Annotated in this window: 9 protein-coding genes; 7 read left to right on the forward strand and 2 right to left on the reverse strand. The window is 67.8% G+C overall.

Features of this window, described 5'->3' with window-relative positions:
* Positions 1–3: 3 nt before the first annotated feature.
* Both ABT057_RS22590 and ABT057_RS22595 read right to left on the reverse strand, forming a co-directional pair.
* Positions 4–3,765 (reverse strand): discoidin domain-containing protein, encoded by a 3,762-nt coding sequence (locus ABT057_RS22590; RefSeq protein ID WP_352345154.1) that lies wholly within the window; start codon positions 3,763–3,765, stop codon positions 4–6.
* A gap of 398 nt (positions 3,766–4,163) precedes the next feature.
* Complete coding sequence (locus ABT057_RS22595; RefSeq protein ID WP_352345156.1) at positions 4,164–5,177, reverse strand: LacI family DNA-binding transcriptional regulator; 1,014 nt, start codon at positions 5,175–5,177, stop codon at positions 4,164–4,166.
* A 439-nt stretch (positions 5,178–5,616) separates the two neighbouring features.
* On the opposite strand from ABT057_RS22595, the gene ABT057_RS22600 reads away from it, so the two are divergent.
* The 7 genes from ABT057_RS22600 to ABT057_RS22630 all read left to right on the forward strand — a co-directional run bounded on the left by ABT057_RS22600 (position 5,617) and on the right by ABT057_RS22630 (position 14,629).
* Entirely contained in the window at positions 5,617–6,675 is a 1,059-nt protein-coding gene (locus ABT057_RS22600; protein WP_352345158.1) for a LacI family DNA-binding transcriptional regulator, read from the forward strand.
* A 95-nt stretch (positions 6,676–6,770) separates the two neighbouring features.
* Positions 6,771–8,183 (forward strand): ABC transporter substrate-binding protein, encoded by a 1,413-nt coding sequence (locus tag ABT057_RS22605; RefSeq protein WP_352345160.1) that lies wholly within the window; start codon positions 6,771–6,773, stop codon positions 8,181–8,183.
* 7 nt (positions 8,184–8,190) lie between these two features.
* Positions 8,191–9,186: a carbohydrate ABC transporter permease gene (locus ABT057_RS22610; RefSeq protein WP_352345162.1), complete on the forward strand. Its 996-nt coding sequence runs from the start codon at positions 8,191–8,193 to the stop codon at positions 9,184–9,186.
* Positions 9,183–10,049, forward strand: a complete 867-nt coding sequence (locus tag ABT057_RS22615; RefSeq protein ID WP_352345164.1) for a carbohydrate ABC transporter permease — start codon at positions 9,183–9,185, stop codon at positions 10,047–10,049. Before ABT057_RS22610 ends, ABT057_RS22615 begins: the two co-directional genes overlap by 4 nt.
* A gap of 44 nt (positions 10,050–10,093) precedes the next feature.
* Positions 10,094–11,578 (forward strand): glycoside hydrolase family 32 protein, encoded by a 1,485-nt coding sequence (locus ABT057_RS22620; RefSeq protein WP_352345166.1) that lies wholly within the window; start codon positions 10,094–10,096, stop codon positions 11,576–11,578.
* A gap of 512 nt (positions 11,579–12,090) precedes the next feature.
* Complete coding sequence (locus ABT057_RS22625; protein WP_283968348.1) at positions 12,091–12,495, forward strand: type II toxin-antitoxin system PemK/MazF family toxin; 405 nt, start codon at positions 12,091–12,093, stop codon at positions 12,493–12,495.
* Between the two features lie 628 nt (positions 12,496–13,123).
* On the forward strand, positions 13,124–14,629 hold the full coding sequence (locus tag ABT057_RS22630) for an NCS1 family nucleobase:cation symporter-1 (protein WP_352345168.1): 1,506 nt from the start codon (positions 13,124–13,126) through the stop codon (positions 14,627–14,629).
* Positions 14,630–14,765 lie beyond the last annotated feature (136 nt).

Here is a 14,765-nt window from a genome sequence, read left to right on the forward strand (position 1 = left end):
TGATCAGGCGTACGCGTTGAACTCTGCGATCGACCACCAGTTGCCGGCGCTACCGGTGTTGACCACCTTGACGTAGCGCGCCGTCTGCGTCGCGAACGAGGCCACTTCGACCGGGCGGCCCGACGCTATGGAAGCGACCTTTGTCCAGTCACTCCCGTCGGACGACACGTACACGTCCGCACTTCGCGCATAGTCGTCGACGCTGCTGCCCGCATCCAGCTCGACCGTGTCGAATTTCTCGGCTCGGCCCATGTCCACTTCCACCCACTGGCCGGATTCCTGCCCGGCACCCGAGGTGTAGCGGGTGTCGATGTCGCCGTCGAGCATGTGCGTGAGCACATCGTTGGGCCACGGGCTCGTGTTCGACGCCGTCGCCGTCCAGTCGGTTCTCGACAGTTGGGTGCCGGAGACGGGGCCCGCGTAGACGTTGAACTCGCCGATCGACCACCAGTTGCCGGCGCTGCCGGTGTTGACCACCTTGACGTAGCGCGCCGTCTGCGTCGCGAAGGTCACCGCCTCGACCGGTTGACCAGAGGCGATGGAGGCAACCTTCGTCCAGTCGCTTCCGTCGGACGACACATACACATCAGCGCTTCGCGCATAGTCGTTCACGCTGTTGCCCGCGTCCATCACGAGCGTGTCGAAGTTCTCGGCCTTCCCCATGTCCACTTCCACCCACTGGCCGGATTCCTGCCCGGCACCCGAGGTGTAGCGGGTGGTGAGGTCGCCGTCGAGCATGTGCGGGAGCACATCGTTGGGCCACGGGCTCGTGTTCGACGCGGTCGCCGTCCAGCCGGCCCTCGACAGCGGAATGCCGTAGACCGGGGTCGCGGATCCGCCTGCGTACACGTTGAACTCGGCGATGGACCACCAGTTGCCGGCGCTACCGGTGTTGACCACCTTGACGTAACGCGCCGTCTGCGTCGCGAAGGTCACGGCCTCGATCTGCTGGCCGTCCGAGCCGATGGCGGCAACCTTCTTCCAGTCGGTCCCATCGGATGACACGTATACGTCCGCGCCTCGCGCATAGTCACCGGTGCTGCTGCCCGCATCCAGGGCGATGGTGTCGAAGGTCTGCGCCTCGCCCATGTCCACTTCCACCCACTGGCCGGATTCCTGCCCTGCCCCGGAGCTGTAGCGGGTGTCGGTGTCATTGTCGATCATGTTGGCGAGCACGTCGGTGGCGTAAGGGCTCACCTTCGAGGCTTTCGCGGTCCAGCCGGTCTTCGAGAGCGCGGTGCCCAGGCCGTTGACGGTGAAGGTGGATCCGCCCGCGGGCTGTCCGCCGGCGCCGTTCACCGACACCTTGTAGGTCCCCGACGGGAGTCCGCCCGGAACATAGGCGCTGATGCTGGTGTCGGACCAGCTGGCGATGTCGGCGTGGGTACCTCCGAAGTACACGGTGCCCAGGCCCTGGGTCGCACCGAAGTGGGAGCCGGTGATCGTGAACTCGGAGCCCGGAATGCCGGTGGTGGGCGTCATGCTTCCGAAGTCGGGGGTCGCATAGCTCGTCAGGCTCTTGGTCGTGAACATCGCCGATGTCCCGCCGGGCAGCGTGTATGTGGATGTGCCGTCGAGGGATATCGGGAAGCTCTGGCCGCGCCCGGTTCCGTTGTAGACGACGGAGACGTTCGTTCCGTCCGGTGCGGTCCAGTTCTGCAGCTGAAGTCCGTGCGGCACCGCGGTCGGGGCTTGGATCGAGCCGGTTTCGCCAGGGGTGCCGTACACCTTGATCTCACCGATGGACCAGTGGAAGAAGAACGACGGTGCGGTGCTGACGATGCGGATGTACCGCGCCTTCTGCGGTGGCAGGGTGATGGTCGTCCTGCCGAGGGCGCCGTTTCCGTTGGCGACCGCGCTGCCCCAGTGCTCTCCGTCGTCCGATACGTACACCTGGTACTGGAAGACGGAGTCGAAGGCGTTCTTCGCCGTGTTGTCGAGCGTGATCTGGTCGAAGCTGGTCGGGCTGCCGAGGTCGACCTGGAACCAGTCGCCGCTCTTCATCTTGATGGCGGTGCGCCATCGTGTGCCGAGGTCGCCGTCGACGGCGTCCGCTGCCGGATCACCCGACCGGCTCGACGAGGACGTGACCTTCCATCCGCTGCGGTTGAGCGCCGTTCCCGGAGTCCTGATGGCCGCTCCGACCGGGAGGGAGTACGTGGTCAGCTTGGAGCCGGTGGTGACGGAGTTCTGAATGGGCAGCAGTTGCGGGTCGTACGTGATGGTCTGCTGACCGGTCGCCGACTTGAAGGTGAAGTCGTGCGTGGGGTCCCCGACGTCGCCGGCCGCGGGCGTGCTGCCGCTCTGCGTGGGTCCCGAGTAGGTGAAGGTGGCGGCATTGCCCGCGTTCAGTGTGTAGTTGAACGACTGCGTCCCGTCCGCGACGCTGATGGTCTTCGCGGCCTTCGAGTCGTTGTACGCGACGAGGACCTTCGATCCGTCGGGATTCTGGAAGGCGACGTCGTTGACGCTGCCGGCTCCGAAGGTGTTCGAGTAGATCCGGTGGGCTCCGGGCTTGACGAACTTGGTGACCTGGGCGAGTGCGTAGTAGTCCGGGTTGTACGTGACGTCGCCGCTCGCCGGGTCGATGGTCACCAGTCCGCGGCATTCGCCGATGCCGTTCGTGTCGCTGTTGAGCGGACCCATGGCGGGATCGAGTGCGATGTTCCAGAGCATCGCGCCGTTCGCGTAGTTGCGCGTGGTGTCGATCATCCAGGTGTCGAGGGCGTCATGGAAGGCCACCTGCTTGTCGGCCTGCCACACGCCGCCGGTGGCCTCCGTGAGGTACAGCTGTTTGCTCGGATAGTCGTTGTGGGCCAGCGTCTGGTAGATCGGGGTGCCGCTGTAGATGTGGAACCCGGCCCCCACGGCGTACTTGGCGGTCGTCGGATCGTTGTAGACCGACTCGGGGTACGAAGGCACATCCCAGTTGTGGTCCCACGCGAGGATCTTCGTGGACAGATCCTCGGCGGCGAACGCCTGGCCCATCTCCTGGACCAGTTTGGTCTCCTGACTGGGAGTCAGATAGGTGCCGGGCCAGGTCGGAGCGTTCAACGGCTCGTTCTGCGGCGTGACGTAGGAGATCGGCACCCCGGCCTTGCCGTAGGCCTGTACGTACTTGACGAAGTAGTTGGCGAGCGCCGAGTAGTCCGTGTCGAGGAGCGTTCCTCCGATCATGGAACCGGAGGTCTTCATCCAGCCCGGGGGGCTCCAGGGGGTCGATGTGACCTTGATGCCCGGGTTCAGGGCGAGTGCCTGCTTCAACTCCGGGATGATGTAGGCGGCATCGTGCTTGATGGAGAAGTGTGCCAGCGTCGGATCCGTCTGCCCCGCCGGCATGTCGTCGTAGGAGTAGTTCCCGGTCGCCGTGAAGTCCGTGGCGCCCATGGGTGAGCGGACCATGCTGAGGCCGATGCCCGCGGAGGGGCTGAAGAGCTTCTGCATCAGGGCGTTGCGGCCGCTCGTCGGCAGTTTGTCGATGAGGTAGGCCGAGGAGTCGGTGAGCGCCGCTCCGAAGCCGGTGATCTTCTGGTACTTGACGGTGTCGTCGACCTTGATCGTGAGCGGATTGGTCGTCTGCTGCGTCTGGAACGCCACGGCTTTCTGCTTGGCGACCCACTGGTTGGATCCGACGTCCGTGAGCCAGACCTGCACGGAACTGCCGCCCGCCGGCGTTGCCGCCTGTGCCGGTGGGAAGGCGGATCCGGCTGCGAGGCCCACACTCAACGCGGTGAGCCGTAGCAGCATGCGTTTGATTCTTCGCATGCTCATCCTCCGAAGGAGCTTGTGTGCGGGGATTTTGTTGTGCCGACGCGGTGGCACTCGCTTCGGGCAGCCGACGACGGATGACGGTTCACCCACGGGACTGACAGCGATTGCGCGACTCGATGCGGTGTCGGCCTGCCTGATCGACGCGACACAACGACGTCGCGACACAACGACGACGCGGCACAACGACGTTCCGGTCTCGACACGCGCTCCTGGCGGCTGACCCAGCGGCGGCAGTCACCGTCGCTCCGCTCCATGGCGTATCCAACCCGCCGAGACCTCAGGTACTAATTCGGGTTAGCGAGCAAACCGTAGGCTCGGCATGATCCCGCGTCAAGGGGATGATTCCGGGAAGTTCTCGGTGAATTCGGGGGGCGCCTGAGGCGTGGACCGGTTCAGGATCCGGTGCGACCGCGGTCCGCCGGGGCCGCCGTGGAGTCGCGCATGACGAGGGGGCAGTGCACCAAGGTGCGGCCCGTCGGGGCAGCGGGCCGGCCGTCGGCCAGCCGCTCCGCCGCCTGCCGTCCCATCGCGTCATAGGGCAGTCGTACGGTGCTCAGGGCCGGGCGGATCTCCGCCGCGAGCTGGAACTGGTCGTCGTAGCCCATCACCGACACATCCTCGGGCACACGGATGCCCGCCTCCAGCAGGCCCAGCAGCGCGCCGACGGCCATCCGGTCGTTTCCGCACATGATCGCGGTCGGCAGGGGGCCGCGCCGCAGCAGCGTACGCACCAGGTCGTGGCCGGAGTCGGCGTGGTAGTTGCCGGAGAGCACGGTGCGCTCGCGTGGGTCGAGTCCCGCGACGCGCAGCGCGTCGCGGAAGCCGCGGAGCCGTGCCTTGGTGGCCCACTGGCCGGGGTTGCCGGTGAGGTAGGCGATGTCGCGGTGCCCGAGGTCGAGCAGCGCCTGGGTGGCCTCCCGTCCGCCGCGTTCCTCGTCGGGCACGATCGCCGGGACGGGGTCGTGCGGTGCGAAGCAGTTCAGCAGGATCGTCGGAACCCGGGCGGCGGCGTCCGGGAGGATCACCGGCCTGGTGCCGACCGCGGCGAAGATCAAGGCGTCGACCTGCCGGTCGAGGAGGTCGGTGATCAGCTGTCGTGCCTGGCGGTTCGAACCGCCGGTGTTGACCAGGAGCAGCAGGTTGCCCTGGCGGGTGCACGCTTCGTGCGCGCCCTTGATCGCGGCGGCGGCGAACTCGCCGAAGTCGACGTCGTGGCTGACGAAGCCGACGGTCGCACTGCGCCCCTGCCGCAGCCCTTGGGCGGCACGGTTGGGGCGGTAGCCGAGCTCCGCGACCGCTTGCAGGACCCGTTGTCGGGTCTCGTCGCTGATGGTCTGCCCGGCCGTCCGGTTGAGCACGAAGGAGACCGTCGCGGGTGAGACGCCGGCCAGACGAGCGACGTCCACCCGTCGCGCTCGGCTCGCCGGTGGTTGGCCAGGTGCGTGGGCTGACACGCCCGTAAGGCTAACCCCGCACGGCACCGGACCTGGTCCGGCGGGATACGGGTGTCCCGCACGCGCATGTCCTCCGTGCCGCCCGCCAGGCGCTGCCCCGCCTTCAAGGAGCTCCGTCCCGGCGTCGTCCTCAGCCGTGAAGGTGACGCCGCACCGGCAAAGTGCCCTGCTCGGCGGGGCTTCGGGAACACCACCACCCGACCCGGTGACGGAATCTCCGATTCCTCCCGGTGGCGGACCAGGCCGTCGCACGCGGACATACCGGGGCCACGAGTCCGTAACGAGCCATTGACAGGAGCTGTGGCCGAAGGCACTCTCATCTCCACACGGATGGCAAAACGATTGGCCAACCGGAATCCACCAGTTTGAGCACCGGACTTAGGCAGGGGCGATGGCGCGCCGGATCGGGATCAAGGACGTGGCCGCGGCGGCAGGTGTGTCCGTCACGACCGTGTCGCACATCCTCAACGGCGTCCAGGGCAAGCGGGCCAGCGCCGAGACCCGGCAGCGCGTCCTGCGGATCGCCGAGGAGCTCGGATACGCGCCGAACGGCCTGGCCCGGGGGCTGCGGCTGCAGCGGTCGCAGACCATCGGTTTCATCAGCGACGAAATCGCCACCACCCCCCACGCGGGCGGGATGGTCCTCGGAGCCCAGGAGGCCGCGGCGGCTCACGGCATGCTGCTGCTCCTGGTCAACACGGGCGGCGATGCCGAGCTCGAACGTCGCAGCATCGAGATGCTGCTCCAGCGTCAGGTCGACGGCGTGCTGTACGCGGCCATGTTCCACCGGGTCGTGAGCCTGCCGGAGAGTCTGCGCGCCACGCCCACGGTCCTGCTGGACGCGCGCTGCGACGACCCCGCGATCCCCTATGTGGTGCCCGACGAGGTGCAGGGCGGCTACACGGCGGTGCGCGAGCTGATCGACCACGGGCACCGCCGGATCGGCATGGTCGTGCCGACCGAGGACATCCCCGCTCTGGGCCTGCGCATCGAGGGCTACCGCAAGGCGCTGGCCGATGCCGGGATCTCCTACGATCCCTCCCTGGTCGTCGCCGAGCCGACGGTGCCCACCGAGACCACCGCCGGTCACGCGGCCGCCGGCTACCGGGCGGCGCGGCGCCTGCTTGCGGCGGAGGAGCGGCCGACGGCGTTGTTCTGCTTCAACGACCGGATTTCCGCGGGCGCCTACCGGGCCGCCGCGGAGCTGGGACTGTCCGTCCCCGGCGACCTGTCGGTCATCGGGTTCGACAATCAGGAGCTGATCTGCGAGGCACTCCACCCCGCGCTGAGCACGGTCCAGCTCCCGCACTACGAGATGGGGGCAGCGGCGGTCACGAAGTTGCTCGCACTCACCGAAACGCCGGGTCCGCCACCGCGCCCGGTCACGCAGGAAATGCTGTCTTGCCCGCTGGTGGCGCGGGCATCGGTCGCTTCGCCGCCCCGACTCTGACCCCGGGACGGCGAAGCATTCGCACTACGACAGGCGACCGTTACGACCGGTCGTCATCCCTGTCAGTACTTGGTACACACAGTGAGGGTACACGCATGTCCTCTGGCCTTTTCAAGGAGCCGTTGAGCCGTCGCGGCCTGCTGAGAGCGGGCGCCGCCTCCGCCGCCCTGGCGGGCGTGGGCGGACTGGCCTCCGCCTGCTCGTCCGGCTCCTCCTCATCCGGTTCCTCCGGTTCGAAGGTGCTGAAGGTCGCCGTGTTCGCCGCCCAGACGCAGGCGGACAAGATGGCCGAGGCCGCCAAGGCGTTCGAGGCCGCCCACCCCGGCGTGAAGGTGAAGTTCACCGGCACCACGGGCACGGACTGGAACGACTTCTTCAGCAAGCTGCTCACCCAGATCGCGGCCGGCAACGCACCGGACATCGCGGCGGTGGCCACCGAGGGCCTGCAGCTGTTCGCGGCCAAGGGACTGGCCCAGCCGCTGGACGACTACGTCAAGCGCGACGCGGCCGCGCTCAAGCCCTACTTCGCCGACGTCCACCCGGCTCTCGTCGAGGCGATGATGTACCAGGGGCATCTGTACGAACTCCCGACCGACTTCAACGCCGGGAACATGTTCTACAGCACCTCCCTGTTCAGCAGCGTCGGCGTGGACCGCCCCGCCGACGACTGGACCAAGGACGACTTCTACGACATCGCCAAGAAGATCTCCGCCAAGGGCGGCAACACGGTCGGCTACGACTGGGTCGTACGGCTGTGGGGCAGCTGGACGTCCTGGATGTACGCCAACGGCGGCAACCTGCTCACCGAGAGCAAGTGGGACGGCGGCGACTGGCTGTGGAACACCTTCTACCCGAACAACCCCCTCGCGGCCGGCCGCAAGGGCGGCTGGCGCTGGGGCGACCCCACCGCCAACTCCACCCCGGTCGTCGAGGCCCTCGACTACATGGTCCAGCTGCACAAGGAGGGCCTGTCGCCCAGCCCTGACGTCGGCGGCGGCACCACACTGCAGGGCCTGTTCGCCGGCAACAAGATCGGCATGTCCGTCGGCGGCGGGTTCTGGGCGGGCGGCCTGCACAACGCCGGCATGCAGACCGGCTCGTTCGACGTGCAGTACTTCCCCAAGTGGAAGACCCAGCGCCACCTGTTCGGCACCGGCGGCTACGGCATCATGAAGTCGTCCAAGAACAAGGACCTGGCCTGGGAACTCCTGAAGACCCTGGTGACCCCCCAGAGCCTGGACCTGCTGTTCCCGGGCAATGTCACCACCTTCCCGCGCAAGTCGATGTCGACGGCCGCCCGGTACGCGACCACCGGCCCGAAGAACTGGCAGATCTTCTACGACACGCTCGACCTCGACAACACCGCTCCGATCCCGGCTCCGCCGTACTACAACGCCATGGCCATCGCGCTGAACAAGCGCACCACCCAGGCCATGTCCAGCGGCAACGCCAAGGCGGCCCTCGACGGCCTGCAGAGCGACCTCGAGACCGCAGCCAAGACGGGATGACGCGCTGATGTCGCAGCCAGTCCAGAGCCGTAGCCCCGCGTCCGCCCCGGCGGGCGCGCGGCCCGGCCGCCCCCCACGGCACCAGGCGGATCCGACGACGGCGCCGCGGCGCCGCGCTCAGGCCCGCCAAGCCCGCCGCGAAGCCCTCTTCGGATACGGGATGGTGGCGCTGTCGCTGGTGGTGGTGTTCGTCTTCACCGTGGCGCCGATCGCCGGGTCCTTCGTCCTCGCGCTGTTCAAGTGGGACGCCATCACCAGCCCCCAGTTCGTCGGCCTGCAGAACTTCGACACCCTGCTGCACGACAAGGCGGTCACCCACTCACTGCTGGTGACCTCCGGCCTCGCCGTCATGATCGTCTTTTTGCAGGTCGCCCTCGGTCTGGTCCTGGCGCTGCTGGTGGCCCAGCGCGCCTCGAAGATCGCGCAGAACCTGTTCCGTGCGGCTTTCTTCATGCCGATGCTGGCCTCGGCGGCGTCGATCTCGATCGTGATGTCGTACATCTTCGACGATCACTTCGGAGTGATCAACTACTATCTGGGCGCCCTCCACCTGCCCACGGTCCCCTGGCTGAGTTCGACCGCGGGAGCGACGGCCACCATCGCGCTGGTCGCCGTGTGGCAGCAACTCGGCTTCACGTTCATCCTCTTCGTCGCCGCCCTCGGCTCCGTACCGCCGGACGTCCTGGAGGCCGCGCAGATCGACGGCGCGTCGTCCGCCCGGGTGTTCTGGCGGATCAAGCTGCCCCTGATCAGCCCCACGGTGCTGTTCGCCTGCACCGTCGGCCTGATCAACACGATGCAGCTGTTCGACCAGCCCTACGTGATGACCAAGGGCGGTCCGGGCGACGCGACCTACACCACCGTCCTGCTCGTCTACCAGACGGCCTTCCAGAACCTCCAGTTCGGCTACGCCTCCGCCGTCTCCGTACTGCTCTTCGTCGTCCTGCTGGTCATCACGGCCATACAGTTCACGGTGAGCCGGAAGTGGGTGTTCTACTCATGACCGCCGTCCTCGACCGGCCCCCCGCCGCACCGCCCAGGCGCCGGCGCCCGCGGATCACCTCGCTGCTTTCGGTCACCGTCCTGACCGTGGCCGCCGCACTGGTCGTGGCGCCCCTCGTGTGGGCGCTGGCCACCTCGCTGCGCACCCCGGCCACCTCCTTCGACCAGCCCCCGCAGTGGATCCCCACCCATCCGATCTGGTCGAACTACCAGGCCGTCTTCCAGAAGGTCCCGCTGGGAACCTTCTTCCTCAACAGCACCCTGGTCACCGGGCTCATCGTGGCCGGCCAGCTGATCACCTCGACCATGAGCGGCTATGCCTTCGCCATGGTGCGCTTCCGCGGCAACAAGGCGCTGTTCGCCGTCATCCTGGCCACCATGATGGTGCCGCTCCAGACGACCATCATCCCGGTCTTCCTGATCATCAAGTACCTGGGCCTGACCGACACCAGCATGGCGCTCGTACTGCCCGCCGTGGGCGGCGCCTTCGGCACCTTCCTGATGCGCCAGTACTTCCTGCAGATGCCGCGGGAACTCGGCGAGGCGGCACGGGTGGACGGAGCCTCGCACTTCCAGGTCTTCGCCCGCGTCTACGCCCCCATGGCGCGCGCGCCGATGGCCACGCTGGCGGTGCTGACGTTCTCCGCCTACTGGAACGAGTTCTTCCGCCCGCTCATCTTCCTGCAGTCCACCGACAAGTTCACCCTGCCCCTGGGTCTGGTGAGCCTGCAGGGAACCCTGGGCACCGGCAGCATCTCCATCGTGCTCGCCGGAGTGGTCATCGCCCTGATCCCCAGCGTGCTGATCTTCATCGCCGCCCAGCGGTACTTCGTCGAGGGGATCGTGGCCGGCTCCTTCCGCTGACCGCCACTCCCCGCACGCTCTCCGACACCCCGAAAGGCACGCGTGTGTCCACCGCGCCCTTTGACCGCCCTGACCCGCACCGGCCGGTCGGGCATCTGCGCCCGCCCCGCAACTGGATCAACGACCCCAACGGACTGGCCTTCCACGACGGCCACTACCACGTCTGCTACCAGTACAACCCGTACGGCACCCGCCACGAGAACATGCACTGGGGCCACTTCCGCAGCCCCGACCTGCTCAGCTGGGAGCCACTGCCCATCGCCCTCTCCCCCACCGCGGGCGGCGAGGACGCCGACGGCTGCTTCTCCGGCAACGCCGTCTCCGACGGCGACCGGCTGATCGCCTTCTACTCCGCCTGCCGCGAAGACCGCTGGCACCAGCCGGTCACCGCCGCCACCTCCCGCGACGGCGGCCGCACCTTCCGCCCCCGCGGCGACCTCGTCATCCCCGAGCCCCCCGGCGGCTGCACCATGTACCGCGACCCGTACGTCTGGCGGGACGGTACGCGCTGGCGGATGCTGGTCGGCGCCGCACTCGCCGACGGCCGCGGCGCGGCCCTGCTCTACGAATCCCCCGACCTGGAGACCTGGACCTACCGAGGCCCCTTCTGCACCGGCACATCGCGGCCTCTCGGCTCCGACGACCGGTACACAGGCGAGGGCTGGGAGTGCCCCCAGTACCTCCCGGCGGCCGACGGCTCCGGGCGGGGTGCCCTCATCTACAGCGCATGGGACCCGCATGACGGTCCCAGATGTTCGGTGGCCCTGGTCGGCCACGAGACCGGCGGGGTCTTCGAAGCCGACGCCGCACCGGTCCTCCTCGACCACGGCCCGGACTGCTACGCGCCCGCGCTGCTGCGCGCACCGGGGGGCAGATGGCTGCTGTGGGGGTGGTCCTGGGAAGCCCGCGAGGAAGACTGGGCCGCCCAGGACGGCTGGGCCGGAACACTCACCCTCCCCCGCGAGATCTCCCTCGCGCAGGACGGCTCACTGCACCAGATGCCCGCCGCCGAACTGCTGGCTCTGCGCGGCGACCACACCGTCCACGCGCAGGGACGGGCCGTCGGGGCCGATCCGGTGGAACTGGGCGAAGTCGGCCGCAGCTTCGACCTCACGGCACGCCTGGAGACCTCCGGCGAGGCAGGTCTCCGCCTGATCACCTCCACCGACGGCTCCGAGTACCTCGACATCCGCCTCGACCCCGCCACAGGTCACCTGGTCGTCGACCGGGACCGTGCCTCCCTGGACGCCCGCGCCCGCGGCGGTTCCTACCGGATGCCCTGCCCCGCCGGCCGGCCGGTCGACCTGCGCGTGGTCGTCGACCACTCCATCGCCGAGATCTTCCTGACCTCCACCGGCCAGGTCCTCACCCTGCGCTTCTACCCGACCGGGCAGGGCCCGTGGCGCCTGCGGGCCCTCAGCGCGCCCGGGGAGAGTCTCGGCTACGCCGTCGACGCATGGGAGCTGCTGCCCCTCGTGATCAAGGATCCGAGCAGCGACGCCGAGCGGCTGGAAAGGCGGCCCGCATGACAGCGGTCGTCGTCGGGGAGGCCCTGGTCGACGCGGTGTGGCCCGCAGTCAGCACGCGCGCTCGGCCTCCGAGTCGAGAAGAGATCGTCGCAACGCTGGTCAGCAGCCCGGGATCCGTCTGACTGGTCTCCCGGCGAACAGACGTCCCGCCCACCTCCTGACGGCCGGCGGGACGAGCGGCCCGCGGGCGAACGGCTCGGCTCCAGCCCGCGGGTCGCTTGAACCAACCGAGCGATCCGCCAGCTGGTAGACGAGCCCCCGAGCCCCGACCGCACCGCCCAGTGGCAACGCCTTCTCACGCAGTGGGCAGACCTCCGCGACGACGAGGCCCGCGCCCGAGCCGCATCAGGCCCTCGAACGCCTCCTGCCAGTGGGCAGGGTTTACGCTGTGACCTGCGGCTACCGCGTGATCTTCAGTCTTCACACACCGATGATCAACGGGGGCCGCACCCGTCTCCACAGCGCGTCAGGCTCGCGCAGCGTCTGTCTGCCGTCCTGTGTCTGGAGGACTTGTGCAACGTGGCGAAGTCTGGTGGGTCCAGTTCGACGAGCGGAGGTTGGTCGTACTGCTGTCGGGAGACGACGCGTCCGGGATCCGGGTGATGCAGGTCGTCGCTCCGGCGGGCGTCGACATCAGCGGTCTGGGCATCGAAGTGATGGTGGGCGCCGGTGAAGGAGTTCCGTTCGAAGGCGTGCTGCGGCTCGCGTTCCCGCGTCCAGGCTTCACCCCTTGCACGTGGCTGACCACTGTGTCACGGGACGACCTGATAGAGCGGGCGGCCGTCCTGTCCTCGGCGAAGCTCAGCGAGATTGACGATGCCCTCCGACTCGCCGAACAAGCGCAGGAGCAGACCCCGGCGACGACCGCGAAGCTCAGCGAGATAAGGGACGCCCTCCGTCTCGGTGAACTCGGGTAGAGGGAGAAGGAGCCGACGGCGTGGGCGGTCTCGGCCAGATGGTCGACGCTGTCCGACTGTCGCCTCGGCGGCCCTCACCATCGAGATCACGATCTACGGCTGGAGTACTGGCCAGGGGTAGTCCGCCTTCTCGAACTGGAAGGTGCCGGGGTCGTTGGAGGGTGACGATCTGCCGCAAGCCCAGGCGCCCCGGGATCAGGCAGAGTTCACCGTCGTCGTTGACGGTGAAGCAGTCCGAGCACACGCACACTCACCAGCGGCTACAGCAAGGAGGGGTAACGACCCCCTGTGTGCCTCAACTTCCCGCACGTGACTCCCCGGGGCACGCGGAGGAGGCAACGGTGGGCATTGGGCCGGGGGGGCGGCCTAGTTGAATCCGATCGAGGGTGTGTGGTGACACCTGAAAGGTCCCTGGCCGAACTCGACCTCCGACTGTCCACCGCGCGTGCCGCTCAACCCGACCTCTCTTCCGTCAGCCGAAAAGAGCTTTCCAATCTACTGACGCGTCTGTTACGTGTCAGGAATGAGGACGAAATGCACTACCCGTTCCCTGTATGCCACCTGACACCCGGTTTGCGGCGCAGCAGCGCAGAGGCGCTCGGGCAGGTCAGCTCAGCAAGGAGAAAGCATGACGGCGACAGAGAGCACGCCCTCAAGACCGGCCTTGGTCTCGACGGAGCACTCACCCCGGCTCTACAACGACGACCTCGCCCCGGCCACCGAGCGCAAGTGGGGCGCCTTCAGCATCTTCAACGTCTGGACCTCGGACGTACACAGTCTCTACGGGTACTTCCTGGCCGCCAGCCTCTTTCTCGTGGCCGGCAACACCTTCAAGTTCGTCATCGGGATCGGCGTCGGCTCGTTGGTGATCTACTGGCTCATGACGCTCATCGGCAAAGCGGGGGTGAAGACCGGCGTACCTTACCCGGTGCTCGCCCGGGCGTCGTTCGGGACCTTCGGCGCGAACGTCCCCGCGCTGGTGCGGGCGGTGGTCGCCACCTTCTGGTACGGGGCGCAGACCAGTGCGGCAGCCGGCGCGATCGTCGCGTTCCTCATCCGCTACAGCGGCCCCAAACACTTCCACGAGACCACCCACCTGCTCGGACACAGCGGCTTGGAGGTCGTGTGCTACCTGGGAGTGTGGGCGGCCCAACTGCTGATCATCAGCAAGGGGATGGAGACGGTGCGCCGCTTCCAGGACTTCGCAGGCCCGGTCGTCTGGCTGATGATGCTGATCCTCGCCGTCGCGCTGTCCGTCAAGGCCGGCACTCTGTCCTTCTCGGTGGACATGCCGGCCAAGGATCTCGCCACGCTCGCCAAGAACTCGACGGGCCTGAGCGTTGCCCCCGGGTCGCTGGCCGCGATAGCGGCGATAGCGGCGACGTGGATCACGTACTTCGCGGCACTGGTCCTCAACTTCGGCGACTTTGCGCGCTTCGTGCCCGATGAGAAGACGCTGCGCAAGGGGAACATCTGGGGGCTGCCGGTCAACCTCATCCTCTTCTCCTTTGTTGCCGCCCTGACCACTGCGGCGGCCAGCAAGGTGTACGGACAGGTGATCTTGGAACCGGCGCAGATCTCGGCCAAGTTCGACAGCTTCTTCCTCGTCCTGCTGGCCGCCCTGACCTTCGCGGTCGCCACGCTGGGCATCAATGTCGTCGCCAACTTCGTCAGCCCGGCCTTCGACTTCGCGAATGTCGCTCCGAAGTACATCGACTTCCGGCGCGGTGGCCTCATCGCCGCTGGTATCGCGCTCCTGCTCTACCCGCTGCATCCCTGGGACAACGCACCGAGCTTCGTCAACGCCATTGGCTCCACCATGGGCCCGATCTTCGGCGTGATCATCGTGGACTACTACCTGATCCGGAAGGCCAAGGTCGACGTCGCGGCGCTCTATCAGGAGAATGGCGAGTTCCGCTTCCAGGGCGGCTGGAACATCCGCGCCTTCGCGGCAGCCGCCATCGGTGCGATCTTCTCCAGCCTCCTCCCGGTCTACGGGCCGGCCGGATACGGCGCGGCGCTCGGGCCGTACAGCTGGTTCATCGGCGTCATCGTGGCCGGATCGCTGTACTTCGGGGTGAGCGGCGGCAGAAGCCGGATCGTCACCACGACCGCGGCGGACGCCACAGCCTGACGCACTGCTGTGGCCCCCGGGCCTGGGGGCCACAGCAATCGAACGCATCCGCGACAGGCACGCTTCCGACCGGCCCTTCTCGGCCCTTGTCGGTCTTTTCCGATCCTTGTGTCCAACCTGCGTCCGGAACGCTGCC

The sequence above is a fragment of the Streptomyces sp. NPDC002588 genome (genome assembly GCF_040295925.1).
GTDB lineage: Bacteria > Actinomycetota > Actinomycetes > Streptomycetales > Streptomycetaceae > Streptomyces.

Bases quoted from the DNA above. Each gene is read 5' to 3' on its own strand.
- ABT057_RS22590 (WP_352345154.1), bottom strand. From the start codon at position 3,765: ATGCGAAGAATCAAACGCATGCTGCTACGGCTCACCGCGTTGAGTGTG.
- ABT057_RS22600 (WP_352345158.1), top strand. From the start codon at position 5,617: ATGGCGCGCCGGATCGGGATCAAGGACGTGGCCGCGGCGGCAGGTGTG.
- ABT057_RS22605 (WP_352345160.1), top strand. From the start codon at position 6,771: ATGTCCTCTGGCCTTTTCAAGGAGCCGTTGAGCCGTCGCGGCCTGCTG.
- ABT057_RS22610 (WP_352345162.1), top strand. From the start codon at position 8,191: ATGTCGCAGCCAGTCCAGAGCCGTAGCCCCGCGTCCGCCCCGGCGGGC.
- ABT057_RS22615 (WP_352345164.1), top strand. From the start codon at position 9,183: ATGACCGCCGTCCTCGACCGGCCCCCCGCCGCACCGCCCAGGCGCCGG.
- ABT057_RS22630 (WP_352345168.1), top strand. From the start codon at position 13,124: ATGACGGCGACAGAGAGCACGCCCTCAAGACCGGCCTTGGTCTCGACG.